Origin of the sequence: Streptomyces sp. NPDC018610 (assembly GCF_044391765.1) — a bacterium.
GTDB lineage: Bacteria > Actinomycetota > Actinomycetes > Streptomycetales > Streptomycetaceae > Streptomyces.
The window spans coordinates 942,811-968,163 of sequence record NZ_JBISAL010000001.1; the positions used below are offsets into that span (position 1 = coordinate 942,811).

Annotated in this window: 17 protein-coding genes and 1 pseudogene; 9 read left to right on the forward strand and 9 right to left on the reverse strand. The window is 74.3% G+C overall.

Going from position 1 to position 25,353, the window contains the following annotated elements; translation table 11 throughout:
- Positions 1–194: 194 nt before the first annotated feature.
- The 4 genes from murJ to ACH5A8_RS04170 all read left to right on the forward strand — a co-directional run bounded on the left by murJ (position 195) and on the right by ACH5A8_RS04170 (position 4,958).
- Positions 195–1,841, forward strand: coding sequence for a murein biosynthesis integral membrane protein MurJ (gene murJ, locus ACH5A8_RS04155; RefSeq protein ID WP_398997701.1), 1,647 nt, complete (start codon positions 195–197; stop codon positions 1,839–1,841).
- Positions 1,825–2,589 carry a polysaccharide deacetylase family protein gene (locus tag ACH5A8_RS04160; protein ID WP_398997703.1) on the forward strand — a complete coding sequence of 255 codons (765 nt, stop codon included), beginning with the start codon at positions 1,825–1,827 and terminating at the stop codon, positions 2,587–2,589. Before murJ ends, ACH5A8_RS04160 begins: the two co-directional genes overlap by 17 nt.
- Positions 2,590–3,885 (forward strand): glycosyltransferase, encoded by a 1,296-nt coding sequence (locus ACH5A8_RS04165; RefSeq protein WP_398997705.1) that lies wholly within the window; start codon positions 2,590–2,592, stop codon positions 3,883–3,885.
- A 341-nt stretch (positions 3,886–4,226) separates the two neighbouring features.
- A complete protein-coding gene (locus tag ACH5A8_RS04170) occupies positions 4,227–4,958 on the forward strand; it encodes a lipopolysaccharide biosynthesis protein (RefSeq protein ID WP_398998263.1) in 732 nt (243 codons plus the stop codon).
- A gap of 32 nt (positions 4,959–4,990) precedes the next feature.
- On the opposite strand, the gene ACH5A8_RS04175 is transcribed toward ACH5A8_RS04170, so the two are convergent.
- Positions 4,991–6,451 (reverse strand): glycoside hydrolase family 26 protein, encoded by a 1,461-nt coding sequence (locus ACH5A8_RS04175; RefSeq protein ID WP_398997707.1) that lies wholly within the window; start codon positions 6,449–6,451, stop codon positions 4,991–4,993.
- Between the two features lie 188 nt (positions 6,452–6,639).
- Here ACH5A8_RS04175 and ACH5A8_RS04180 point away from each other — a divergent pair, with 188 nt between their 5' ends.
- Positions 6,640–8,046, forward strand: a complete 1,407-nt coding sequence (locus tag ACH5A8_RS04180; protein ID WP_398997709.1) for an ATP-grasp domain-containing protein — start codon at positions 6,640–6,642, stop codon at positions 8,044–8,046.
- A complete protein-coding gene (locus tag ACH5A8_RS04185; RefSeq protein ID WP_398997711.1) occupies positions 8,043–9,317 on the forward strand; it encodes an FAD-dependent oxidoreductase in 1,275 nt (424 codons plus the stop codon). Before ACH5A8_RS04180 ends, ACH5A8_RS04185 begins: the two co-directional genes overlap by 4 nt.
- A 217-nt stretch (positions 9,318–9,534) precedes the next feature.
- Here the strand turns inward: ACH5A8_RS04185 and ACH5A8_RS04190 are convergent, their stop codons facing one another.
- The 6 genes and pseudogenes from ACH5A8_RS04190 to ACH5A8_RS04215 form a co-directional block, all read right to left on the reverse strand.
- Positions 9,535–10,089 (reverse strand): chaplin, encoded by a 555-nt coding sequence (locus ACH5A8_RS04190; protein ID WP_398997713.1) that lies wholly within the window; start codon positions 10,087–10,089, stop codon positions 9,535–9,537.
- Positions 10,090–10,182: 93 nt separating this feature from the next.
- Positions 10,183–11,046: an ABC transporter permease gene (locus ACH5A8_RS04195; RefSeq protein ID WP_398997715.1), complete on the reverse strand. Its 864-nt coding sequence runs from the start codon at positions 11,044–11,046 to the stop codon at positions 10,183–10,185.
- Positions 11,043–13,721 (reverse strand): CocE/NonD family hydrolase, encoded by a 2,679-nt coding sequence (locus ACH5A8_RS04200; RefSeq protein WP_398997717.1) that lies wholly within the window; start codon positions 13,719–13,721, stop codon positions 11,043–11,045. Before ACH5A8_RS04200 ends, ACH5A8_RS04195 begins: the two co-directional genes overlap by 4 nt.
- Before the next feature lie 258 nt (positions 13,722–13,979).
- A complete protein-coding gene (locus ACH5A8_RS04205) occupies positions 13,980–15,398 on the reverse strand; it encodes an APC family permease (protein ID WP_398997719.1) in 1,419 nt (472 codons plus the stop codon).
- A 729-nt stretch (positions 15,399–16,127) separates the two neighbouring features.
- The gene (mmsA, locus tag ACH5A8_RS04210; protein WP_398997721.1) at positions 16,128–17,630 is read right to left on the reverse strand and encodes a CoA-acylating methylmalonate-semialdehyde dehydrogenase; all 1,503 of its coding nucleotides are present in this window, start codon (positions 17,628–17,630) and stop codon (positions 16,128–16,130) included.
- Positions 17,631–17,973: 343 nt separating this feature from the next.
- A pseudogene (locus tag ACH5A8_RS04215) lies at positions 17,974–18,072 on the reverse strand (5-deoxy-glucuronate isomerase); the annotation flags it as partial.
- A 362-nt stretch (positions 18,073–18,434) separates the two neighbouring features.
- Here ACH5A8_RS04215 and ACH5A8_RS04220 point away from each other — a divergent pair.
- Complete coding sequence (locus ACH5A8_RS04220; RefSeq protein ID WP_398997723.1) at positions 18,435–18,638, forward strand: helix-turn-helix transcriptional regulator; 204 nt, start codon at positions 18,435–18,437, stop codon at positions 18,636–18,638.
- 57 nt (positions 18,639–18,695) lie between these two features.
- On the opposite strand, the gene ACH5A8_RS04225 is transcribed toward ACH5A8_RS04220, so the two are convergent.
- Positions 18,696–19,739: a zinc-dependent alcohol dehydrogenase family protein gene (locus tag ACH5A8_RS04225; RefSeq protein ID WP_398997725.1), complete on the reverse strand. Its 1,044-nt coding sequence runs from the start codon at positions 19,737–19,739 to the stop codon at positions 18,696–18,698.
- Positions 19,740–20,439: 700 nt separating this feature from the next.
- On the opposite strand from ACH5A8_RS04225, the gene ACH5A8_RS04230 reads away from it, so the two are divergent.
- Positions 20,440–20,679 (forward strand): heavy-metal-associated domain-containing protein, encoded by a 240-nt coding sequence (locus ACH5A8_RS04230; RefSeq protein WP_398997727.1) that lies wholly within the window; start codon positions 20,440–20,442, stop codon positions 20,677–20,679.
- Between the two features lie 101 nt (positions 20,680–20,780).
- Positions 20,781–23,051 (forward strand): heavy metal translocating P-type ATPase, encoded by a 2,271-nt coding sequence (locus ACH5A8_RS04235; protein ID WP_398997729.1) that lies wholly within the window; start codon positions 20,781–20,783, stop codon positions 23,049–23,051.
- 776 nt (positions 23,052–23,827) lie between these two features.
- Here the strand turns inward: ACH5A8_RS04235 and ACH5A8_RS04240 are convergent.
- Positions 23,828–25,117 (reverse strand): citrate synthase, encoded by a 1,290-nt coding sequence (locus tag ACH5A8_RS04240; protein WP_398997731.1) that lies wholly within the window; start codon positions 25,115–25,117, stop codon positions 23,828–23,830.
- Between the last annotated feature and the right edge of the window lie 236 nt (positions 25,118–25,353).

Consider the following 25,353-nt stretch of genomic DNA (forward strand, 5'->3'; position numbering starts at 1 on the left):
CGGGGGGTACGGGCTCGGGGGCGCCCGAGTCCGCCGCCGGCGTGCCCGGGCCCGGCGCCGCACCTCTCGACCTCGGGTTCACCGAAGACCTCGGGGGCCCCAGGGCACCCGGGGTCGCGCCCGGACACGAGCCCGCACCCGGACCCCCCGCATCGCACACCGCCGCTTCCCGCACCGCCGCTCCCCGCGCCGGCGTGCCCGGCGCGGACGCGACCGTGCCGCCCGCTCGCAAGGGCGGCTCGGGCGGGGCCGAACCGGGGCCGGCGTCGCGCGGGTTCCTCGCGCGGGCCACCCTCGTCACGGCGTCGCTGTCCATCGCCGGTTCGCTGCTCGGCCTGGTGCGCGACCAGGCGCTGGCCCGGCTGTTCGGCGCGGGCAGCGACACGGACGCCTTCCTGGTCGCCTGGACCGTCCCGGAGTTCGCCTCCACGCTGCTCATCGAGGACGGGCTCGCCCTGGTGCTGATCCCGGCGTTCAGCATGGCGCTGGCCCGCCGGGCCAAGGGCGCCGGCGGCGATCCGGTGCGGGCGCTGGTGGGCGCCACCCTGCCCCGGCTGTGCCTGGCCCTGGCCGCGGTCGCCGCGCTGGTGGCCGGCGGCGCCCCCTGGCTGGTCCGGGCGCTGGCGCCCGGCCTGCCCGACCCCCGCCTCGCCGCCGACTGCACCCGGCTCACCGCGACCTGCGTACTGGCCTTCGGACTCGCCGGGTACTGCAGCGCGGCCCTGCGCGCCCACCGCCGCTTCTTCGCGCCCGCGGCGATCTACGTCGCCTACAACAGCGGCATCATCGCCGCGATGTACCTGCTCGGCTCCGGCTGGGGCGTGCGCGCGGCGGCGTTCGGGGTCGCGGCGGGCGGCGTCCTGATGGTGACCGTCCAGCTCCCCTCGCTGTGGCGGCAGCTGACGTCCCGCCGGCCGACGCCGCGCGCGGGCGGGACGGACGCCGAGGGACGGCCGATGCAGCTCGCCCTGGTCGCCGCCGTGCTGCTGTTCGCGCTGTGCCGCCAGTCGCAGGTCCTCGTCGAGCGCTTCCTCGCCTCCACCCTGCCCGCCGGGGCCATCTCGCACCTGAACTACGCGCAGAAGGTCGCCCAGATCCCGATGACGCTGTCGCTGATGCTGTGCACCGTCACCTTCCCGGTGGTGGCGCGGGCCCTCGCGGACGGCGACACCGAGCGGGCCCGCAACCGCGTCCAGCGGGACCTGGCGCTGGCCTCCGGCCTGGTGCTGCTGGGCATGTGCGCGGTGATCGCCTGTGCCCCGCAGATGACCGAACTGCTCTTCCAGCGCGGCGCGTTCACCGCCGAGGACACCGCGGCGACGGCGGCCGTCATGCGCGTGTACGCCCTCGGGCTGCTGGGCCAGACCCTGGTGGGCGCCCTGGTCCGCTCCTACTTCTCGGCGGGCCGGGCCCGCTGGTACCCGGTCGCCGCGATGGCCGCGGGCATCGCCGTCACCTCCTGGACCGGCGCCGCGACCGTCGGCCCGTTCGGCGTGTCGGGCATCGCCGCCGCCAACGCCCTCGGCATCACCGTCACCGCCGTCCTGCTGCTGACCGGCCTGCGCGCGGGCCGCGGCGGCGCCGACGGCGTGTCGGTGCACGTCCGGCAGGTGCTGGCCGAGCTGAGCCGGCCGGTGCGCGCGGCGGTCGTCGCGACCGTCGCCGGGGCGTTCGTCGCGAGCCGCCCGGACTCCGCGCCGGCGGGCCTCGCGGCCGGCTGCCTGACCGTGACCGCCGTCTTCGTCCCGCTCACGTTGGCCCTGGGTCCCCGGGGCCGCACATCCGCACTGCGCTCCGTCCGCACCGTCACACGAAGGCTCGCACATGGCCGCACCCGTTGATTCCGCCGTCCCGGGCACCGCGCCCGTCCCCCGTCAGGGGCCGTTCCCGTGGGTGGCGATGTACCACTCGGTGGGCGACTGCTCGCACGACCCGTACCGCGTCACGGTCACGCCCGAGCGGCTGGAGCGGCAGCTGGCGTGGCTGCGCCGGCGCGGGCTGCGGGGCGTGTCCATGGGCGAGCTGCTCGCCGCCCGCGCCCGGGGCGAGGCCCGGGGCCTGGTCGGGCTCACCTTCGACGACGGGTACGCCGACTTCGTCACCGACGCCCTGCCGCTGCTGCGCCGCTGGGGCTGCCGCGCCACCCTGTTCGTCCTGCCCGGACGGCTCGGCGGCGACAACGCCTGGGATCCGCTCGGCCCGCGCAAGCCGCTGCTGGCCGCGGACGGCATCCGGCACGCCGCCGCCGAGGGCGTCGAGATCGGCTCGCACGGGCTGACCCACGTCGATCTGACCCGTGCGGACGACCGCACGCTGCGGGCCGAGGTCGCCGAGAGCCGGACGCTGCTCACGGAGCTGACCGGCGTGCGCACCGACGGCTTCTGCTACCCGTACGGCACGGTCGACGCCCGCGTCGCCGAGGCGGTGCGGGAGGCGGGCTACGCGTACGCCTGCGCCATCGACCCCGGCCCGCTGACCGGCCCGTACGCCCTGCCGCGCGCGCACGTCGGCCAGAACGACACGGTCCTGCGCCTGCACCTCAAGCTCCGGCTGCACCGGCTGCGCCGGCGCCCGGCGGAGGGCCTGTAGATGAGACCGACCACGACGGCCGGCACGACGCCGACGGCGGGCACGGCACCGGGCACACCGGCAGGAACCCCGACGGGCACGACGCCGGCGGCGGCCCCGGCCGCGGCGAGCACGAGGCCGTCGGGCAGGGCGCCCGCGCCGGCGAGGGCGCTGCACATCATCACCGGGCTCGGTGTCGGCGGCGCCGAGCAGCAGTTGCGGCTGCTGCTGCGCCATCTGCCCGTCCCCTGCGACGTCGTGACGCTCACCCATCCCGGCGCGGTCGCCGAGGGTCTGACCGCCGACGGCGTCCGCGTCGTGCACCTCGGCATGGGCGGCAACCGCGACCTGGCCGCGCTGCCGCGCCTGGTCCGGGTGATCCGCGCGGGCCGCTACGACCTGGTGCACACGCACCTGTACCGGGCCTGTGTCTACGGCCGGCTCGCCGCCCGCCTGGCCGGGGTCCGCGCCGTCGTCGCCACCGAGCACTCCCTGGGCGACTCGCAGATGGAGGGCCGCAGGCTGACGGCGGGGGTGCGCGCCCTGTACCTGGCCAGCGAGCGCCTGGGCTCGGCCACGGTCGCCGTCTCCCCGACGGTCGCCGACCGGCTCAAGCGCTGGGGCGTGCCCGCGCCCCGCATCGAGGTCATCCCGAACGGTGTCGACCTGGACCGCTTCCGCTTCGACCCGGAGCGCCGCGAGCGCACCCGCCGGCGCCTCGGCCTGCCCGCGGGCGCGTACGTCGTCGGCGGGGTGGGCCGGCTGGCCCCGGGCAAGCGGTTCGACGTCCTCGTCCGCGCCCTCGCCCTGCTCCCGGAGGACTGCTGGCTGCTCCTGGTGGGCGGCGGGCCCGAGGAGCACGTCCTGCGCCGCACCGCCCGCGAGGCCGGCGTGGCCGGGAGGGTCCTGTTCACCGGCGAGCGCCCCTGCGTCCCCGACGGGTCCCCGGGCCCCGACCTGCCCTCGCTCACCTGCGCGATGGACCTGCTCGCGGCGCCGTCGGAGGAGGAGGCCTTCGGCCTCGCGGTCGTGGAGGCGCTGGCCTGCGGCCTGCCCGTCCGCTACGCCTCCTGTCCGGCCGTCGAGGACCTGCCGCGCCGGGCCGCGGCAGGGGCGCTGCAGGTGCGCGGCGGCGCCGAGGCGTACGCCCGCGCGATCGCCGAGGCCCGCGCGGCGGGCCCGCAGCCGCGCACCGCACCGCAGGCCGCGCACCGCTACAGCATCGCCCGCAGCGCCGACCGGCTGATGGGCGTGTACGCGGCAGCGGTCTCCAGCCCGTCGTCCCCCTCATCTCTGGGAGCAAGCCCGTCATCATGACCACCTCCAGGAGCAAGTCCGTCATGACCGACACCCCGCGCGGCGGGCCCGCCTCGACCGAGGCGCCCGCGACCGAGTCCGTCGCGACCGCCGTCCCCGAAGCCGGGTCCGTCGCGACCGCCGCCGACGCCGGGCCGGCCGCGGCCGAGTCCTCCGGGGCCGAGACCGTCGCCACCGCGCCCTCCGACGCCGAGCCCGCCACGGCGAAGAGCACCGAAGCCGAGCCCGTCACGGCCGAGGCCAAGGCCGGGACCGGGAACGGGAACGGGACCGGGACCGGGACCGGGACCGCTGGAGCGAAGCCCGTCGCGATCGACGGGGCGGCCGAGGCCGGGACCGCCGTGAGCGGCACCGCGCCCCGTCGGTGGCGCCCGTCCCTGGCCCGTGTCAGGAGGCTGCCGTCCTGGTCCGTGCTCGCGGCCGGCGCCCTCGCCGGCGGGCTGCTCGGCGGGGCGTACGGCTGGCTGACCCCGCCGACGTACACGGCCACCAGCTACATCGTCGCCGTGCCGACCAAGAAGGCCGACGGGAACTCCGCGCTGGGCTTCGCCCAGGCGTACGGCCGGGTGGCCACCCAGCCCGCGGTCCTCGCCGAGGCGCAGCAGCAGGCGGGCGTGCCGGTGCGCACCCTGCAGCGCGACGTGCGGGCGGAGACCTCGCCAGACGCCCCGATGGTCGCCGTCTCCGCCACCTCCGCGCGGCCCGCGCTCGCCGCGGAGATGGCCAACGCCGTCTCCCGGGCGCTGACCCGGCAGGCGAACGCCGCCAAGGCCAGCACCCAGGTGGAGCTCGTGCAGTTCTCACGGGCCATCAGGCCGACCGAGCCGACGTCCGCCTCGACGGCGGTGACCGCCCTGGTGGGCACGAGCGCGGGCGGGCTGCTGTGCGGACTGGCCCTGCTGGCCCGGCCCAGGCTGACCGGCCCGGGCGGCTCGCGCGGGACGGACAGGACCGGGAGCGCGGGCGGCTCGGGCGGCTCGGGCGGCTCGGGCGGCTCGGGCGGCGACGGAGCCGTGCCCGCCGTCGCGGTGCCCGGCCCGGCCGTCGCCGCCGACGCGCGGGGCCGACGGTGACCACGGCGCGCCCGGCCGGGCCCGGGGACGCGCTAACCGCCGTGCGACCACCAGTCGAAGCGGACGCAGAGCTTCCCGCCGAGCCAGTACTCCACCCAGCTGCCCAGGTCCAGCGGCGAGCAGTCCGGCGGGGCGGCGGGTGCGGAGGGCGCGGTCGGCTGCGGCGTGGGCGTCGGGGTCGCGGCCGGTTGGGGTTCGTCGACGCGACCGAAGAGAACGGACCGGTAGACCTGGGCCGCCCGGGGGTTGGCCGCGCACTGCCACACACCGTGCGGGCAGTAGTCGGTGAGCGTGTTGTAGAGCGGTTTGTGCTCGTCCATCCAGGCGAGCATGCGCCGCATGTACTCGGCGTTGTCGCCGTTGCGGAAAAGCCCCCATTCGGGGTACGAGATCGGCTTGTTGTGGGCTTTCGCGAAATCCACGTGTGCCTGGAGTCCGTACGGCTCCTTCACCTGTTCGGCGAAGGAGATTCCGGTCGGCTGGTCGTAGGAATCCATGCCGATGATGTCGACGGTGTCGTCACCCGGATAGCACTCGGTCCAGGGAACGGCGTCCCGGCCCCGGTTCGGCGCGAAGTCGAACCGGAATCTCTGGCCCGGCACCGAGCGCATGGCGGTGACGATCCGGTTCCAGTACTTCCTCCAGGACTGCGGGTCCGGGCCGCAGCGGTGGGTGTACGTGGTGCCGTTCATCTCCCAGCCGAGCACGAGGACCGTGTCCGGCACCTTGAGCCGGACCAGCCGCTCGGCGAGGGCACGGAAGTGCTGGTCGAAGTCCCCGGCCGCGCCCTGCCTCAGCAGCCGTCGGACGCCGTCGTCGGAGACGCCCGCCTCGTTGCGCTCCTGCAGGGGCACGTTGAGGACGAGCATCCGGTCGGGCTTCTCGTTGCGCCAGCGCGCCCACGCGTCCAGGAAGCCTGGCGCTCCCTCGATGTCGCTCCAGCGGTCGCCGGGCAGGTAGGTGTGGCCGACCCGCAGCTCGGCGCCGCCCAGCCAGTGGCTGAGCTGCGGCATCCGGGCCACGCCACGGGCGTCGGAGCTGAGGAAGGCGCCGAAGGCGGGCGCCTGCGCGACCGGCGCCGGGACGGTCGCCCATGGCGTGACGCCGATCGGTGGCGTCGGCACGGCGGCCGTGATCAACGGCACCGGCGGGACGGTCACCACGGGAACGCCCGGAACGGTCGCCCCGGGAACGGCCGGGACGGGCGCGGCGGGTGCCATGGGGACGCCTGGGACGGTCGCCGCGGGGGTCGCCGGGAGCGCGGGCGTCGCCGCTGCCTGAGGGACGGCCGGGACGGTGGCCGCGGGTACCTGGGCGGCGGTCGCGGCGGTCGGGACGGGCACCGGCGGGCTCGGTGCGGGGGCCCGCGGATCGGCGGCCCGCACCACCTCCACCCCCACCGCGGGACCGCACGCCAGGGTGGCCAGCGCGACGACCGCCGCCGCGCCCACGGCCAGCCGGCGGACCCGCGTCCGCCTCTGCTCCGGTGCCATTCCTGCCCCTTTCCTCGTTCCTGTCCGGACTTCCCTCTTCATTACCCGTATTGACGACCAGTCATATGAAGTCAGGCACAGGAAAGCCGAAGGCGCCACCGCCGTCCCGGCTTTCGAGTGCCCGGCTCGCCCGTACGGGTGAGCCACTGCGAAGAATCCGAGAGAAGAAACCCGAGAAAAGAGAATTCGTGCCGCTGCTCGACACCCGGTTCCCCGCAGTAGTGCTGCGGATCGACCGGAATCCCTTTCATCACGGAACGCTCGGAGCCGTGCGTTCCCTCGGCCGGGCGGGAGTGGAGGTGCACGTCGTCGCCGACTCGGCGGGGAGTCCCGTCCGCGATTCGCGTTTCGTCCACCGGACGCACGCGCCGCCGCTCCCCGGTGCGTCGCCGGACGACGTCCTCGCCGTGCTGCGCGAGGTGGCCGGCCGGGTCGGGCGGCCCGCCGTGCTGGTCCCGATGGACGACGCGAGCGCCATCGCCGTGGCCCGCAAGCGGGACGACCTCGCCCCCGCCTACCTCCTCCCGGACCAGCCGGGCGCGCTGGCCGAACGCGTCGCGGACAAGGCGGAACTGGCCGCCGTGTGCGCCACCGCCGACATCGCGCACCCGCTGACGCTGATCCCGGACAGCGCCGCGCGGGCCGCCGCCGACGTGCGGCGGCTCGGCCTCCCGGTGGTCGCCAAGTGGAGCCGCCCCTGGCTGCTGCCGGCCGGCGGCGACCTGCGCAGCACGGTGCTGGTGCGCTCCGAGCGGCAGGCCCGGGAGCTGTACCTGCGCAGCGAGGAGGCGGGCAGCCGGCTGCTGCTCCAGGCGTACCTGCCGCCCGGGCCGGACCGGGACTGGTTCTTCCACGGCTACGCCGACCGCTCGGGCGCCCTGCGCTCCGGCGGCACCGGCCTCAAGCGGTTGGCGTGGCCGCGTGGCGCGGGGCTGACCGCGGTGGGCCGCTGGACGCCCGATCCGCAGGTCCGGCGGGCGGCCGAGCGACTCGTCGCCGAGCTGGGCTACCGGGGCGTCCTCGACCTCGACTTCCGCCGCTGCGAGATGACGGGACGTCACCACCTGCTCGACTTCAATCCGCGTCCCGGCGCGCAGTTCCGGTTGTTCGAGGACGGCGCGGGACTGGATGTCGTACGCGCCCTGCACCTGGACCTGACCGGGCGTCCGGTGCCGGACGGCGCTCCCCTGGCCGGGCGGGAGTTCGTGGTGGAGAACTACGCGCCGCAGGTCGCGCTGCGACCGTCGCCGGGCGGGCGCGAACTGGCCTGGTACGCCCCGGACGACCGGGGACCCGGCCGGGCGATGTGGGCCCTGTGGGGCCGGCACGTCTCCCGCCGGCTGTGGCAGCGGCTGCGCGCGACGGTCGCCGAGCAGTTCCCTCCCGCCGAACCGTCGCCGTCCGCCGAACCATCGCCGTTCACCGGTCCGTCCCGGTTCACCGAACCGTCGTCGTCCGCCGAGCCGTCCCCGGCCGTTTCGCAGCCCCCGGCGACTCCGCAGCCCCCGGCGACTCCGGTGGCTTCGCCGTCCCCGGCGTCCCCGCCGTCCTCCTTGACCCCCCTGACCGACAACGAGAAAGCGAGCAGTCGATGAAGTACGACCTTGTGGTGGTGGGCGCGGGCCCCTACGGCCTGTCGATCGCCTCCCACGCGGCGGCCGCCGGGCTGAACCTGCGCGTCTTCGGCCGGCCCATGGCGTCCTGGCGCGATCACATGCCGCGCGGCATGCTGCTGAAGTCCGAGCCGTGGGCGTCGAACCTGTCCGACCCGGCGGGCCGCTGGCGGCTGGACGCCTACTGCGCCGAGCACGGGACGACGGCCCGGCACGCCGAGCCGATTCCGGTGGAGACGTTCGCCGCGTACGGTCTGTGGTTCGCGCGCAACGCCGTGCCGGGGGTGGACGAGCGCACGGTGACCCGGATCTCGTCGGGCCCCGGCGGCTTCACCGTGGTCACCGAGGACGGGCAGGCCGTGCAGGCGCGGACGGTGGCGCTGGCGGTCGGGGTGATGCCGTTCGTCGAGGTGCCGCCGGTGCTGCGCGCGCTGCGCCCCTCGCTGGTGACGCACAGCAGCGACCACAGCGACCTGGTCCGCTTCCGCGGCATGGACGTCACGGTGGTCGGCGGCGGCCAGGCCGCGCTGGAGACCGCGGCGCTGCTGGCCGAGCAGGGCTCGCGGGCGCGGGTGCTGGCGCGCGCCGACCGGCTGCGGTGGAACGATCTGCCGCCGGTCCTGGAGCGCCCCTGGTGGCAGTCGGTCCGTTCCCCGCACAGCGGCCTCGGCCCCGGCTGGCGGAACTGGTTCTACTCCGAGCGCCCGAACCTCTTCCGCCGCCTGCCGGAGCCGACCCGGGCCCGGATCGCGGCCACGGCGCTGGGTCCGGCGGGCGCCTGGTGGGTGCGGGACCGGGTGGAGAGCAGGGTGGAGCTGCTGCCGGGGCACGAGATCGCCTCGGCCCGTGCGATGGCGGGCGGTCTGCGGCTGGAGACGGTGAGCGTCGACGGCGCGCTGCGCACGCTGGAGACCGAGCACGTCATCGCGGCGACCGGGTTCCGGACGAGCTGCGACCGGTTCGGCATGCTCGCCGCGGAGCTGCGCGGGACGCTGGCCGCGCTGCCCGACGGCTCCCCCGAGGTGGGACACGACTTCGAGTCCTCGCACCCCGGTCTGTTCATGGCGGGCCTGGTGACCGCCTCGGGCTTCGGCCCGGCGATGCGGTTCGTGCAGGGCGCGACGTTCACGGCGGCGGCTCTGGTGCGCGGGGTGCGCCGCCGGTTGCGGACGGCTCCCCCGGCCCCGGCGGCCGTGACGGTTCCCGGGCCCGGCGGCAGCCGCGCCGCGTCCCCGTCCCCGGCACGCCACTGACGGACCGCCGCCGAGGGTCGTCCCGCGGCGGCGCCCGTTCCACGCCCGCCCGGTCCGCGCCGTCCCGCACGGCCCGGCCGGTGCGGGACGGGCCCGTGCGGGGCGCCGAACGGCAGCGGGTCACCCGGGTACGCGGTGCGTACCCGGGTGACCCGGTGGCCAGGTGAGACGCCGGACTGCCTGCGGCAGTGCCTGGGGCCTCCCGTGACGGAAGACGCTAGCGCTGGGCGGCGGCGCGGCCGCGGCGGTACAGCATCGCCCCGCCCGCGATCAGCGCGGCGCTGGCGACGCCCGCCGCCAGGGTGGTGGCCTTGCTTCCGGTCTCGGCCAGCTGCGGCGGCCCCTGCGGCTCCGCCGGCGGCGTGTACCGGACGGGCGGGGTCGCGGGGCGCGGCGTCTCGGTGCGCGGGGCCGGCGGGGTGGGCGCGGGCTTGACCGGCGGGGCCGCATCGGGGCCGTTCTCGCAGGTGTTGCCGAAGGAGCCGTTGAGCGCGGCGACGCCGTTGACGGTGTTGCCGCACACGTTCACCTCCGCCTCGACCGGCGCCTGCACGGTGTTGCCGGACAGCACGCCGGGCGAACCCTCGCTGGTGCCGTGGGCGTCGGTGTCGGCGAAGGCGGAGGTGCCGGACAGGGACAGAATGCCCGTGGCGGCGGCCGCCGCCGCGAACACTCCCCTGCTCAGGGTCTGTCGCAATGTGGTGTCTTCCTGTGTGAAGAATGGGGAGAGCCGGCCCTGGAACCGGGAGACCGAGTTCTCGTAGCGCCGCATGCCCTACTGCTTCTTCAACCCGACACCGGGCGATTGGTGGCGCAAGTTCACCCGGTTGGCCCGCGTGACCCGCGCCGAAGCCGCGCAAGGGCCCTAGGACACCACGTCCTTGCGGGCGAAACCCCGGAACGCCAGTGCGAAGAGCACCAGCGCGTAGGTGACGGAGACCGCCGTGCCCTGGATCATCCCGGACCACTCCGGGTGCGGCTGTACGGCGTCCGCCCAGGCGAACTGCCAGTGCGCGGGCAGGAAGTCGCGCCAGTGGCCGAGGGCGGTGACGGCGTCCAGCACGTTGCCCACGATGGTCAGGCCGACCGCGCCGCCCACCGCGCCCAGCGGCGCGTCCGTCCGGGTGGACAGCCAGAACGCCAGTGCGGCGGTGACCAGCTGGGAGACGAACAGGTAGGCCACGACCACCACCAGGCGCTCCGCGGCGGTGCCCGCGTCGAGCGCGCCGCCGGTGGGTATGCGCAGCGGGCCCCAGCCGTAGGCCGCGGTGCCGACGGCCAGCGCCACGAGGGGCAGCAGCACCATCGCGGCCAGGCTCAGCCCCAGCCCGACGGTCAGCTTGGACCACAGCAGCCGGGCCCTGGGCACGGGCGCGGCGAGCAGGTAGCGCAGGGAGGACCAGCTCGCCTCGGAGGCCACCGTGTCCCCGCAGAACAGGGCCACCGGGATCACCAGCAGGAAGCCCGCCGAGACGAACAGGTTCACCGCGGCGAAGTTCGCGCCGGAGGCGGTGGCCGTGTCCATCAGCGTCACCTGGTCGTTGCGGCCGCCGGGGTCGCCGCCGATGGCGAAGGCGGCCGCCAGCACGAAGGGCAGCGCGGCCAGGATGCCGCCCATGATCAGCGTGCGGCGGCGCCCCAGCTGGCGCGCCAGCTCCACGCGCAGGGGCAGGGTGCGGCCCGCGCGGTAGCCGGAGGCGGCCGCCACGGGCTCGGTGAGCGTGCTCACGCGGAATCTCCGATCAGGGTGAGGAAGGCGTCCTCCAGGCGGCGGTGCGGGCCGACGGAGGCGACGGGCACTTCGAGCCGCACCAGCTCGGCGATCAGCGCCTGGGGTGTGCCGCCGGGTTCCAGCCGGACGAGGAGGCCGTCCTCGGTGCGCACCGCCGTGGCCACGCCGGGCAGGGCGGCCACCTTCTCCGCCACGGGCTCGTCCACGGGCGTGGCGGTGCCGACGAGCAGGGTGTCCCCGGAGCCGATGATGTCGCGCACCGGGCCGGCCTGCACCAGCCGGCCCCGGTCCATGACGACCAGGTGGGTGCAGGACTGCTCGACCTCGGCCAGCAGATGGCTGGAGACGATCACCGTGCGCCCGCCGGCCGCGTAGCGGATCATCACCTCGCGCATCTCGCGGATCTGGGGCGGGTCGAGGCCGTTGGTCGGTTCGTCGAGGATCAGCAGGTCGGGCAGGCCGAGCATGGCCTGGGCGATGGCCAGGCGCTGGCGCATGCCCTGCGAGTAGGTGCGCACGGCGCGGGCGAGAGCGTCGCCGAGGCCGGCGATCTCCAGGGCCTCGTCCAGGTGGGCGTCCTCGGGCGGGCGGCCGGTGGCCCGCCAGTACAGGTCCAGGTTCTCGCGGCCGGACAGGTGCGGCAGGAAGCCGGCGCCCTCGACGAAGGCGCCGACCCGGGAGAGCACGGGCGCGCCGGGCCGGATGGCGTGGCCGAAGACGCGGATCTCGCCGTCGTCGGGCCGGATCAGGCCCATCAGCATGCGCAGGGTGGTGGTCTTGCCGGCGCCGTTGGGGCCGAGCAGGCCGAGGACCTGGCCCTGTTCGACGCGGAAGGACAGGTCGCGTACGGCGGTGGGGGTCCCCCCTGCTCGAGCGAAGCCGAGAGTTCGGGGGAGGCCGGTGGACTTGGCGTAGCGCTTGCTCAGGCCGGTGATCTGGAGGGGGACCTCGGCGAGCGCCGGATCGGGCGCGGGGGCCGTGGTGCGGCGGCGGGCGGTGAGCAGCAGGGCGGCCGCGGCGACGGCGCCCGCGGCCGGCAGCCACCACACCCAGGCGGGCAGCGGGGCGGCGGCGGTGGTGACGCCGGGCGCGGTCGGCACCGAGAGGCCGCTCCTGAGGGCGACGGTGTACGTCGCCGGTGCGGACGGGGAGGCGTAGGCGAGATCGGTGGAGGCGAGGACGAGGCGGAGCCGGTGGCCCTTCTGCACCTCGTGGTCGATGGCGGGGAGGGTGAGGGCGACGTCCTTGCCGGCCTTGGCGCCCCCGACGCGCACGGGGTCGACCAGCTGGGCGGGCAGCACCGGCCGCGCCTCCCCGGGCCCCACGTCGTACAGCTTGGCGAAGAGCACCGCGTCGTCGCTCGTGGAGGTGACGTGCACGGTGACCGTCGGGGATCCGGTGACGCGCAGGTCCGCGGTCATGGGGGCCGAGTCGAACTTGGCGTACTGGCCGGGGAAGTCCAGCGACACGCCGACGCCGATCGCGGAGAGCCGGGCGAGCGAGCCGCCGGCGGCGCCGAGGCCGGGCAGGGAGGAGACCGCGGGCGGGCTGGCTCCCGCAGGGTTCTGGACGCGCTGTGCGCGCCCGGTCAGGGCGACGGCGCGCGGTGCGCTCGCCAGGCCCGGGTACGTGTCCGCGCTCGCGCCGCGCAGCAGGGCCGCGCCGTCGGTGGAGTCGACGCCTCCGGTGCGGGTGACCCGGAAGGCGGGGCCGGTGTCCGCGCCCTTGTCGCCCTTGAGGTAGCGGTCGAACCAGGTCTTCACGCGGGACTGGACCCGGCTGCCTTCGAGGTCGCCGCCGTCGTGTCCGCCGGCGATCCAGTCCACGTCGACGGGTGCGCCGCCCGCCTTGATCGCCTTCTGGGCCTCGTCGGCCTGGCCGAGCGGGAAGAGCGAGTCGGTCTGGCCCTGGACGAGCAGGGTCGGCACCTTGATGCGGCCGGCGACGGCGGCCGGGGAGCGGGCCTCCAGGAGGGCGCGCGCCTCGGCGTCCGGGCGTCCGGACTCGGCGACGCGCTGGTACATGCGGCACAGCTCGGGTTCGAAGCGGGCGCAGCCGCCGCCGGAGTTGATGAAGACGCCGGCCCACAGCTTCTTGAAGACGCCGTTCGGGAAGAGGGCGTCGGCGAGGTTCCAGTAGGTGATCGCGGGGGCGATGGCGTCCACGCGCGGGTCGTGGCCGGCGGCGAGCAGGGCGATCGCGCCGCCGTAGGACGCGCCGGCGACGCCCACGCGCGGGTCGCCGGGCCCGTCCAGCCGGACCTGGGGCCGGCGGGCGAGCCAGTCGATCAGCCGGGAGACGTCGGCGACCTCGCCCTTCGGGTCGTTCAGCCCGATCCTGCCGGTGGACCTGCCGAAGCCGCGGGCCGACCAGGTGAGCACCGCGTACCCGTCGCGGGCGAGGTCCTGGGCCTGCTGCCGTACGTCGTCCTTGCTGCCGCCGAAGCCGTGTCCGAGCAGGACGGCGGGGTGGCGGCCGGGGCCGGCCGGGGTGAAGTACGAGGTGTCGACGCGCACGCCGCCGCCCGTGACGATCATCCGGTCGGTGCGGTGCACGGCGGGCGGGTCGTCGGAGGCGACCGCGGTCCAGGTGCCGGCTCCGGCGAGCACGACGACGGCGGCCCCGGCGGCGAGCCACCGCCGGGGCCGCCGCAGCAGCCTTCGAAGATCCATGCCTCCACCGTACGGGCCGCCACCGACAAGCGATGCCGCCGCTGGGCCGACCCGCGTCCCCTCCTGCGGGAGTACGGCCGCCGGGCGGCGTACCGCGGCCGTGGTAGGGCCGGTCCGGCGAACCCCTCCGAAGGCGGGGCCGGGCGGGCACGGCGAGCCCTGGCGGCGGACCGGGCGGGCACGGCGAAGGCCCTCCACGGGGGGGCGGAGGGCCTTCGCCGGCAGGGCGCGCGCCGGGTATCGGGGGAGTTCGCCGGGTTACGCCTGCTCGTCCTCGGGGAGGGACACCAGCCAGCGGGTCTCGCGGCGGGGGCGGAGGTAGAAGGCCCAGTACAGGGTGGCGACGGCCATGATGCCGCCGGTCCACAGCAGGTAGCCGACCTCCTGCTGGGTGAGGACGTACACCAGGACCACGATCAGCAGGATCGGGACGGCCGGCCACAGCGGCATGCGCCAGGCGGCGGTGTGCTTGTGGTCGCCCCGGCGGCACAGCAGGGCGGCGACCGCGACCAGGATGTACATGCCGGTCACGGAGACGCCGGTGACGCCGTAGAGGGTGTCCAGGTTGACGAAGCAGAGGGCGGCGCCGGGGACGCCGACCGCCAGGGTGGCCACCCAGGGGGAGCCGAAGCGGCCCAGCTTGGAGAAGACGTTGTTGACCGGCGCGGGCCAGGCCTTGTCGCGGGCGGAGGCGAACAGCACGCGGGAGTTCTGGATGACCATGACGATGCCGGCGTTGATGATGGCCAGGGCCACGCACAGGCTGACGAAGGTGCCGACCGCGGAGTTGGACCAGGCGGTCACCATCGAGCTGAGGTCGCCGCTGGTCAGCTCCTTGAGGTCGGAGGCGCCCATGGTGATGGCGACGACCGGCACCAGGATGACCACGGAGGAGATGGCCAGGGTGGCCAGCACCGTGCGGGCGACGTTGCGGCGCGGGTTCTCCAGCTCCTCGGAGAGGTAGACGGCGGTCGAGAAGCCCTGCGTGGCGAAGAGCGCGATGGCGAGCCCGGAGATGACGAGCATCGCGGTGACGGGGTCGGTGTGCCCGGCGGAGTCGGCCACCTGCATCGAGACCAGGCTGCCGACGCCGCGCTGGCTGTGCGCGAAGCCCAGCAGGGCGACGACGCCGGCCGCGATGACCTCCAGGACCAGGAAGATGCCGGTGATCCAGGCGTTGGCGCGCAGGTCCAGCAGGCCGGCGAGGGTGGCCAGGAGCATCACCGCGGCGCCGGTCATCGCCGGGTCGAGGTGCACGATCGGCGTCAGGTAGTCGGCCGTGCCCATCGCGATCACCGGTGGGACGATCACGACGACCAGCAGGGACAGCACGAAGACCAGCCAGCCCGCCAGCCGCCCGGCCATCGTGGAGACCATGGCGTACTCGCCGCCCGCGCTGGGGATGAGGGTGCCCAGCTCGGAGTAGCAGAACGCCACGGCGATACAGAGCAGCGAGCCGATGGCGATGGTCAGGGCGGTCGCGGTGCCGAGCGAGCCGAACAGGTCGGGCACGACCACGAAGAGCGTGGAGGCGGGCGTCACGCACGAGAGCGTGAGGAGGGTGCCGCCGACGACCCCGATGGAGCGCTTGAGCTGCTTGGGGCTGTCCGTCGTCCCCGCGGGGGCGCCGGTCGCCTCGGCGACGGCGTTCTCGACAGGGCGGAGCGTGTCGGTCATACGGCGGTTCCGATCGACTCGTGCAACAGGTGAGGGGCTCGGGAGCGCTATCGCCTCCGGCGGCTTCGCTCGTACGTTCGTCGTTTTTTCGTCCGCTCCCAGCGCCAGCATGGAACCCCGACGAAAACCGTCACGTCAATGGCTGTTTACCTTCGGAATCCGCAGTCGCAACCTGTGAAGCGCGGGCTCGTTTTCGCAGGTACCGAGCCACCGCCAGGGCATTCATCAAGCTCCGCCGAAGTGTGACCTTGTTTTCGAAGGCAAAGTCACTTGGTAGCCTCCGGCACCCGTTTCATCCCCTACGCACGGGAATCGCAGGGGGCGGCGCAAAAAAAGTTGCGGACGTCCGGATAACGGACGACCGCGACGAGGGTCGGCGTCACGCTCGGCAACCTTGCGGACACCCGCAGCGGCGACGGATGCCGCGGGGGACGGGCCGCGCGGGGGCGTGGCGGGGGCGGGCGGGTACGGCGAGGAGAGGGCCGAGGGAGCCGTGGGCCCAGGTGGCCTGCACACGGCTGCCCCCCGAGCCTCAGATCCGCGCACACGGCCGCTCCGGGCCACAGGCCCGTGCTCCGCCGCGCCCGGGCCCAGGCCGCGCACACGCCCCCGCAACACGCCCCCGCCCGCGCACACGCCCGGGGCCACAGGCCCGCGCACACGCCCGTGCCCCGTCCCGACGGGTGTCGGGACGGGGCACGGGTCGAAGGCCGGAGGGCCGGGCGGGCGTCAGTGGTTGCGGGGGAAGCCCAGGTCGACGCCGGCGGGGGCCTCGGAGGGGTCGGGCCAGCGGGTGGTGACGACCTTGCCGCGGGTGTAGAAGTGCGTGCCGTCGTTGCCGTAGATGTGGTGGTCGCCGAAGAGCGAGTCCTTCCAGCCGCCGAAGGAGTGGTAGCCGACGGGGACCGGGATCGGCACGTTGACGCCGACCATGCCGGCCTCGACCTCCAGCTGGAAGCGGCGGGCCGCGCCGCCGTCCCGGGTGAAGATCGCGGTGCCGTTGCCGAACGGCGAGGCGTTGATGAGGGCCAGGCCCTCCTCGTAGGTGTCAGCGCGCAGCACGCACAGCACCGGGCCGAAGATCTCGTCCTGGTAGGCCTTCGCGGTCGTCGGCACCCGGTCGAGCAGGGACAGGCCGATCCAGTGGCCGTCCTCGTGGCCCTCCACGGTGTAGCCGGTGCCGTCGAGGACGACCTCGCAGCCCTCGTCGGCGGCGCCCTTCACGTAGGAGGCGACCTTGTCGCGGTGGGCGGCGGTGATCAGCGGGCCCATCTCGGAGGCCGGGTCGTCGCCGGGGCCGATCTTGATCTTCTCGGCGCGCTCGCGGATCTTGTCCACCAGCTCGTCGGCGATGGCGCCGACCGCGACGACGGCGGAGATCGCCATGCAGCGCTCGCCCGCCGAGCCGTAGGCCGCCGAGACCGCCGCGTCGGCCGCCGCGTCCAGGTCGGCGTCCGGCAGGACCAGCATGTGGTTCTTGGCGCCGCCCAGGGCCTGCACGCGCTTGCCGTTGGCGGCGGCGGTGGTGTGGATGTAGCGGGCGATGGGGGTGGAGCCGACGAAGGAGACCGCCTTGACGTCGGGGTGCTCCAGGAGGCGGTCGACGGCCACCTTGTCGCCGTGCACGACGTTGAACACGCCGTCGGGCAGGCCGGCCTCGGACAGCAGCTCGGCGATGCGCATCGACGCCGACGGGTCCTTCTCGCTCGGCTTCAGCACGAACGTGTTGCCGCAGGCGATCGCGATGGGGAACATCCACATCGGGACCATCGCCGGGAAGTTGAACGGCGTGATGCCGGCGACCACGCCCAGCGGCTGCCGGATCGAGGCCACGTCCACCCGCGTCGCCACCTGCGTCGACAGCTCGCCCTTGAGCTGCACGGTGATGCCGCAGGCCAGGTCGACGATCTCCAGGCCGCGCGCGACCTCGCCGAGCGCGTCGGAGTGCACCTTGCCGTGCTCGGCGGTGATCAGCTCGGCGATCTCGTCGCGGTGGGCGTCCAGCAGGGCGCGGAACCGGAACAGGATCGTGGTGCGCTGGGCCAGCGAGGACTGACCCCAGGCGGCGTACGCGTCCTTGGCGGCGGCCACCGCCGCGTCCACCTCGTCGACCGAGGCGAACGCCACCTTGGTGGTGACCGCGCCGGTCGCCGGGTCCGTCACCGGCCCGTACGTCCCCGAGGCGCCTTCGGCGGTCTTCCCGCCGATCCAGTGGTTGACGATCTTCGTCATGCCCGGTTACTCCTTCACAGATGGCGGCGTCGGGTTCGAGACGTGCCGTTCGTGCAGCTCACGTGCCCCGGCCGCGGGCGTTCGCCCCTCGGTCCCGGTCACCTGTCCATCCCACCAGGAGCCGCGCGGCAGGCGCGCCCGACACTGTGTCTGCGGTTTCGGCGTCCCTGTAGACACATGAGGGAGTGTCCGCCGCCGCGCCCGGTACGGACGGGAGCCGTGGGGCGCGCGCGTGTCGGGGGCCCGGCGGGACGGGTGCGCGCGACGGCCGGTCACCGGGGGGCGCGGGTCGCGGGCGCGGTCCGGGCCCGTGGCCCGCCGGGGCGTGCGGGGGCGGGGCGGAGACCTCCGGCGCGGGGCCGTAGCGGGCGGGGAGTCGACGCTCGCACTTCGCTCCTGCCAGGGCGAAGCGGCCTCCCGCGCCGGAGGCGATCGGTGGCCGGGCGGCGCCGAGCGCCTGGGTGTGTCGACTCAACGTGCGCTCACCGCCCGGTGGTTCGGAACTCCGCGTGCTCCGTGACGTCAGGTACCTGCACCGTACAACCGCCCGCACACCGACAGCGCGCTCCACTCGCCGACGCGGGCGGCGAACGTATGTGTGTCTGATCTCCCCGGTTCTAGCGCCGGGCGCGGCGGCCTGTCAACGCATTGTCCGGACATTCGGACGAGCGAGGGACGGAAGACGCCGTTACGCAACCCTCCTGTCACAGATGTCCCGGTTGTGTGGCCCCTGCGTCACACCGGCGCGACAGACCATGCCGCCGCCCGGGCCGGGTCGTTCGCCGGGCACTGGGAGGTACGTACATGACCGACCGAAAGCTCTGGTCGTACAAGGAGATCGCGGCGCACATCCGGGTACGGCCGGACACCGTGCGGTCCTACCGCAAGCACGGGCTGCTGCCGCCGCCGGACCTTGTGGAGGGCGGCAGGCCCTTCTGGCACGCCGACACCGTCCGCGCCTGGGTCGCCGCCCGGCCCGGCAACCGCGGGCGCCGCGGTGGGGACTGAGTCCGTCGCGGCGTGGTGGCGGCCGGGGTCCGCCGCGAGCCGCCTTCCCGCCCGTGCTCAGCTCCAGGGCTCGACGACGGTGACCCCGCCGCCGGGCGCCGTGCCCATCGCGGCGAGCGCGTCCGGGACCGCCGCCAGCGGGACGGTCGAGGTCACCAGCAGGTCGGGGCGCAGGACGCCCGCCGCCACCAGGCGCAGCATCTCGGGGTAGGCGTGCGCGGCCATGCCGTGGCTGCCGAGGAGTTCGAGCTCCAGCGCGACGGCGCGGGCCATGGGGACCGGCGTCGTACCGGTCGCGGAGGGCAGCAGGCCGACCTGGACGTGCCGGCCGCGGCGGCGCAGGCCGTTCACGGAGGCGGCGCAGGTGGCGGGCGAGCCGAGCGCGTCGAGGGAGAGGTGGGCGCCGCCGTCGGTCGCCTCGACGACCGCCGCCGCGGTGTCCGGCGTCCGTGACGCGTCGACGCACCGGGCCGCGCCGAACCGCCGGGCCAGCTCCAGCGCCCGCGGTGAGACGTCCACCGCCACGACGCGCGCGCCGGACGCCGCCGCGATCATCACCGCGGAGAGGCCGACGCCGCCGCAGCCGTGCACGGCGACCCACTCGCCGGGGGCGACCCTGCCCTGCTGGACGACCGCGCGGTAGGCGGTGGCGAACCGGCAGCCGAGGGAGGCGGCGGTCGCGAAGGAGAGGTCGGCGGGCACGGCGACGAGGTTGACGTCGGCGTGGTCGAGCGCGACGTACTGGGCGAAGGAGCCCCAGTGCGTGAAGCCGGGCTGGGTCTGCCGTTCGCACACCTGCTGGTCGCCGGCCGCGCACGCCGGGCAGGCGCCGCAGGCGCAGACGAACGGCGCGGTCACCCGGTCGCCGGGCCGCCAGCGGGTCACGCGTGGGCCGGTCTTCTCGACGACGCCCGCGAGTTCGTGGCCGGGCACATGCGGGAGGGTCACGTCCGGGTCGTGCCCCTGCCAGGCGTGCCAGTCGCTGCGGCACAGGCCGGTCGCCTCGACCCGCACCACCACGCCGTGCTCCGCGGGCTCGGGCCGCGCGACCTCCCGCACCTCGGCCGGCTCCCCGAACCGCTCGAACACCACCGCGCGCATGCGGCGTCACCTCGCCTTCCCGCCGTGCCGTCGCTCCGGGTCGCGGCCCGGAGCGACGGCTGCCCGCCTGTCCGTCCCGGCTTCCGGAGATCGTGTTCCGGAAGGGAACGCTAGCGCGGGGCGGAGGGGCGACGCCGGGAGGCCTGGCGGCGCCGGGTTGCCGGGAACCGCCGGCGGGGCGGCGGAGGCCGACCGCGGTGGCCGACCGCGACCCGGCGGCCGGCCGAGGGTTTCGCCCCCGCCGCCCTCACCCTCCCCCGAGCTCTCGGCTCCGCTCGAACAGGGGGACCCCGGCATCGTCCTGCACGGGCTCAGCCTCACGCACCGGACGACTGGAGGGGCAGGTGGGCGGGCAGGAGCTGCGGCACCGGACCCCGGCATCGCCTGAACCGGCGGGGCCTCGAGCGCCTGAGGGGCCGGTGGGGCGGGGGCGGTCGCCACCGTCACCGCCGGGGGCCGGGCGCGGCCGGGCTTCGTACTCCTGCGCGAGTTCGGCACGCCGGGGTCGATCGGCGCCAGGTGGAGCGGGGTGCGTGCGACGCTGCTCGCGCGGGGCCCGGACACCGCTCCCCCGACCGCCCTCCTCGCCCGGCGCCCTCCACGCCGCCTCTTTGGTTTATACCCCCTAGGGGTATAGTCTGGATCGTGTGAGCCCCCCGTGGGCCACGTCGATCCCAGTTGTCACGAGGAGGAGAGCGCCATGACCGCCCAGACCGAGACCCCGGACGCCGTCACCACCGTCTACAAGGTGAGCGGGATGAGCTGCGGACACTGCGAGGGCTCCGTCTCCGCCGAGATCTCCGAACTGCCCGGCGTCACCTCGGTGAAGGCCGTCGCCTCGGCCGGCGAGGTCACCGTGGTCTCCGCCGCCCCGCTCGAGGAGGAGGCGGTGCGCGCCGCCGTGGACGAGGCGGGCTTCGAGCTCGTCGGCCGCGCCTGAGACGCACCGCGCCCCGACCAAGAGGTACCTCTCGACACCGGGCCGTATCGACCAGCTGATACTGGCTCCGTACGGCCCGGTCCGTCATCTGGAGTACGGACATGACCAGTACCACCACCGGCACGGCGACGCCCCCGGCCACCACCGAGGCGTCCGAGGTCGAACTGCTCATCGGCGGGATGACCTGCGCCTCCTGCGCGGCCCGCGTGGAGAAGAAGCTCAACCGGATGGACGGCGTCACCGCCACGGTGAACTTCGCCACCGAGAAGGCCAAGGTCGCCTACCCCCCGGGCGTACAGGTCGCCGACCTGATCGCCACCGTGGTGAAGACCGGTTACACCGCCGAGGAACCGCCCCCGCCCGCCCCCGAGCCCGAGAGCGCCGGCATACCGGACGAGGCGGCGCCCCCCGCGGACCCGGAACTCGCCTCGCTGCGCCAGCGTCTGATCGTCTCCGCTGCCCTGGCCGTCCCCGTGATCCTGCTCTCCATGGTCCCGGCCCTCCAGTTCGACAACTGGCAGTGGCTGGCGCTGACGCTGGCCGCGCCCGTCGTCGTCTGGGGCGCGCTGCCCTTCCACCGGGCCGCCCTCACGGGCGCCCGGCACGGCGCGGCCACCATGGACACCCTCGTCTCGGTCGGCACCCTGGCCGCCTTCGGCTGGTCGCTGTGGGCGCTGTTCCTGGGCGACGCGGGCATGCCTGGCATGCGCGACGAGTTCCGCCTCACCGTCTCCCCGATGGGCGCGGCCTCCACGATCTACCTGGAGGTCGCCTCCGGCGTGGTGGCCTTCATCCTGCTGGGCCGCTATCTGGAGGCGCGCTCCAAGCGGCGCGCGGGCGCGGCGCTGCGGGCGCTGCTGGAGCTGGGCGCGAAGGACGTGTCGGTGCTCCGGGACGGGCGCGAGGTGCGCGTCCCGGTGTCCGCGCTGGCGGTCGGCGACCGGTTCGTCGTCCGGCCCGGCGAGAAGGTCGCCACCGACGGCACGGTCGTCGAGGGCGCCTCGGCGGTCGACGCCTCGATGCTGACCGGCGAGTCCGTGCCGGTCGACGTGGCCGTGGGCGACGCGGTCACCGGCGCCACGGTCAACGCGGGCGGCCGGCTGGTGGTCGAGGCCACCCGGGTCGGCGCGGACACCCAGCTCGCCCGGATGGCGAAGCTGGTGGAGGACGCGCAGAACGGCAAGGCGCGGGTGCAGCGCCTCGCCGACCGGATCTCGGCCGTCTTCGTGCCGGTGGTCCTGGTGATCGCGCTCGGCACCCTGCTGACCTGGCTGCTGACCACCGGCGACGTCACCGCCGCGTTCACCGCCGCCGTGGCGGTGCTGATCATCGCCTGCCCGTGTGCCCTGGGCCTGGCCACGCCGACCGCGCTGATGGTCGGCACCGGCCGGGGCGCCCAGCTCGGCATCCTCATCAAGGGCCCCGAGGTCCTGGAGTCCACCCGCCGCGTCGACACCGTCGTCCTGGACAAGACCGGCACCGTCACCACCGGCCGCATGACCCTCCAGGAGGTGTACGCCGCCGAGGGCACCGACGAGAAGGAGCTGCTGCGGCTGGCGGGCGCCCTGGAGCACGCATCCGAGCACCCGGTCGCCCGGGCGGTCGCGGCCGGCGCCGAGGACCGGGTCGGCCCGCTGCCGCCGGTCGAGCACTTCGAGAACGTGCCCGGGCGGGGTGTGCGCGGGCGCGTGGAGGGCCGCGAGGTCGTCGTCGGGCGCCTGTTCGAGGAACTGCCCGAGGACGTGGCCCGCGCCCGTCACGAGGCCGAGACGGCGGGCCGTACGGCCGTCGTGGTCGGCTGGGACGGCGCGGCCCGGGGTGTCGTCGCCGTCGCGGACGCGGTCAAGGAGACCAGCGCACAGGCGGTTCGGCAGCTGCGGGCGCTGGGGCTGCGGCCGGTGCTGCTGACCGGGGACAACCGGGCGGTCGCCGAGTCGGTGGCCCGCGCGGTCGGGATCGGCGCGGACGACGTGATCGCCGAGGTGCTGCCGGAGGACAAGGTGGCGGCCGTGGAGCGGCTGCGGGCCGAGGGCCGTACGGTCGCGATGGTCGGCGACGGGGTCAACGACGCCGCGGCCCTCGCCACCGCCGATCTCGGTCTGGCGATGGGCACGGGCACGGACGCCGCCATCGAGGCCGGCGACCTGACGCTGGTGCGCGGCGACCTGCGGGTGGCGGCCGACGCCATCCGGCTGTCGCGGCGGACGCTCGCCACGATCAAGGGCAACCTGGTGTGGGCCTTCGGCTACAACGTGGCCGCGCTGCCGCTGGCCGCCGCCGGACTGCTCAACCCGATGATCGCGGGAGCGGCGATGGCGTTCTCCTCGGTCTTCGTGGTGACGAACAGCCTCCGGCTGCGGACCTTCCGCTGAGTCCGGCGCAACCGCGTCGGCCGAAATGAAGGTGAGAGTCCCCCTAGAGACGTGCGCGAGCCTCACATAAGCTCTTCACAAGGCTCGCGCATCATCCTTACGCTGGGACCTCGATCGCCATATCAGGTCTCTTGCGCACCTAAGGGACATATGCAAGAGACACAGATCACAGTGCGGTGAACGTAACCATCGAAGGGCTTCGAAGGTCTAAGTTTGGCGATGTCAGGAAGCGTCTTGGGGGGCGCGGACTGACGGTCCGAGGTTGTCTTGGGGGACTTTCTCGGATGGGGGTACCCCCTGCTCCAACGGAGTTGAGAGCTTGGGGGAGCGTCGCCGGGGCACGTACACACCGGGAAGCTTTGAGCGGCCCTCCCGGAGGTGCGCTGTCCCGGCAGATCGCACAGCAGTAGGCAGTACAGGAGTACGGCGGGTCGCGCCCGTCCTACTCACAGCGGTTCAGGCGCTGGTCCCTGTAGACGCCCGGCCGGATCCCGTGGGGGGAATCCGCACCGGGACATGGGAAGGCGCCCTGGCCGTCGGCCCGTGGGGGGACCGGCGCACCGGGGCGCCTTCCGCTTTTCCCGCACTCCTTCACGCGCGGGCGCGTGCCCGTGCTCCCGCGCCCCCTCGCGCGGACCGGGTTTCTCGCGCTCTCACACTTCCTTCGCGCACACGTGTTCCCGCGCGCCTCCGCTCACACACAGGGCCCCGTGCCCCGCCGGCAGGCGGGGCACGGGGCCCTGGAAAAAGCCGTCGCGGCTACGGGGCTACGCCCTTCAGCGCTCCTCGACCGGGATGAAGTCGCGCTCGACCACGCCGGTGTAGATCTGGCGCGGGCGGCCGATGCGGGAGCCCGGCTCCTTGATCATCTCGTGCCACTGGGCGATCCAGCCCGGCAGGCGGCCGAGGGCGAACAGGACCGTGAACATCTCGGTCGGGAAGCCCATGGCCCGGTAGATCAGACCGGTGTAGAAGTCGACGTTCGGGTAGAGCTTGCGCTCGACGAAGTAGTCGTCGGAGAGGGCATGCTCCTCCAGCTTGAGGGCGATGTCGAGGAGCTCGTCCTCCTTGCCCAGCGCGGAGAGCACGTCGTGCGCGGCGGCCTTGATGATCTTGGCGCGCGGGTCGAAGTTCTTGTAGACCCGGTGGCCGAAGCCCATCAGGCGGACGCCGTCCTCCTTGTTCTTCACCTTGCGGATGAAGGTGTCGACGTCGTTGCCCGAGTCGCGGATGCCTTCCAGCATCTCCAGCACCGACTGGTTGGCGCCGCCGTGCAGCGGGCCCCACAGGGCGTTGATGCCGGCCGAGATCGACGCGAACATGTTGGCCTGCGAGGAGCCGACCAGGCGGACCGTGGAGGTCGAGCAGTTCTGCTCGTGGTCCGCGTGCAGGATGAGCAGCTTGTCCAGCGCGGAGACGACGACCGGGTCCAGCTCGAACTCCTGGGCGGGGACCGAGAAGGTCATGCGCAGGAAGTTCTCGACGTAGCTCAGGTCGTTGCGCGGGTAGACGAACGGGTGACCGATCGACTTCTTGTACGCGTACGCCGCGATCGTCGGAAGCTTGGCGAGCAGGCGGATGGTCGAGAGGTTGCGCTGCTTCTCGTCGAACGGGTTGTGGCTGTCCTGGTAGAAGGTGGACAGCGCCGAGACGACCGAGGACAGCATCGCCATCGGGTGGGCGTCGCGCGGGAACCCCTTGTAGAAGTTCTTGACGTCCTCGTGCAGCAGCGTGTGCTGCGTGATCTCGTTCTTGAACGTCGTCAGTTCGTCGACGGTCGGCAGCTCACCGTTGATCAGCAGGTAGGCCACCTCCAGGAAGGTGGAGCGCTCGGCCAGCTGCTCGATGGGGTAGCCGCGGTACCGGAGGATGCCCTCCTCGCCGTCGAGGTAGGTGACGGCGGATTTGTAGGCGGCGGTGTTGCCGTAGCCGCTGTCCAGAGTCACCAGACCGGTCTGGGCGCGCAGCTTCCCGATGTCGAAGCCCTTGTCGCCGACGGTGCTGTCGATCACCGGGTAGGTGTACTCGCTGCCGTCGTACCGCAGTACTACAGAGTTGTCGCTCACGTCTTCCCTCACCGACGTAGTGCCTCATCTTCGAGGTGCCCTGACTGTCTCTACCATCCCCCATTTGGCTCAGGAGAGTGCACTCGGGGTCGACCATTGGGCCTATCGGCGGCACTCAGTGCCGCCAACCTGCTCATCCTGCCCCCTCGACCGGGTCACGGGAAGTGCTCTGTGACCTTTGCGACTCGTTTGATCGATCATTTTTCTCGCCGGCCTGCCGGACGGACGGAAACCAG

What these genes read in the sequence shown, in the direction of transcription:
- ACH5A8_RS04235 (WP_398997729.1), top strand. Translation starts at nt 20,781, where the DNA reads ATGACCAGTACCACCACCGGCACGGCGACGCCCCCGGCCACCACCGAG.
- mmsA (WP_398997721.1), bottom strand. Translation starts at nt 17,630, where the DNA reads ATGACGAAGATCGTCAACCACTGGATCGGCGGGAAGACCGCCGAAGGC.
- ACH5A8_RS04185 (WP_398997711.1), top strand. Translation starts at nt 8,043, where the DNA reads ATGAAGTACGACCTTGTGGTGGTGGGCGCGGGCCCCTACGGCCTGTCG.
- ACH5A8_RS04190 (WP_398997713.1), bottom strand. Translation starts at nt 10,089, where the DNA reads ATGCGGCGCTACGAGAACTCGGTCTCCCGGTTCCAGGGCCGGCTCTCC.
- ACH5A8_RS04160 (WP_398997703.1), top strand. Translation starts at nt 1,825, where the DNA reads ATGGCCGCACCCGTTGATTCCGCCGTCCCGGGCACCGCGCCCGTCCCC.
- ACH5A8_RS04225 (WP_398997725.1), bottom strand. Translation starts at nt 19,739, where the DNA reads ATGCGCGCGGTGGTGTTCGAGCGGTTCGGGGAGCCGGCCGAGGTGCGG.
- ACH5A8_RS04205 (WP_398997719.1), bottom strand. Translation starts at nt 15,398, where the DNA reads ATGACCGACACGCTCCGCCCTGTCGAGAACGCCGTCGCCGAGGCGACC.
- ACH5A8_RS04230 (WP_398997727.1), top strand. Translation starts at nt 20,440, where the DNA reads ATGACCGCCCAGACCGAGACCCCGGACGCCGTCACCACCGTCTACAAG.
- ACH5A8_RS04220 (WP_398997723.1), top strand. Translation starts at nt 18,435, where the DNA reads ATGACCGACCGAAAGCTCTGGTCGTACAAGGAGATCGCGGCGCACATC.
- ACH5A8_RS04200 (WP_398997717.1), bottom strand. Translation starts at nt 13,721, where the DNA reads ATGGATCTTCGAAGGCTGCTGCGGCGGCCCCGGCGGTGGCTCGCCGCC.
- ACH5A8_RS04175 (WP_398997707.1), bottom strand. Translation starts at nt 6,451, where the DNA reads ATGGCACCGGAGCAGAGGCGGACGCGGGTCCGCCGGCTGGCCGTGGGC.
- ACH5A8_RS04165 (WP_398997705.1), top strand. Translation starts at nt 2,590, where the DNA reads ATGAGACCGACCACGACGGCCGGCACGACGCCGACGGCGGGCACGGCA.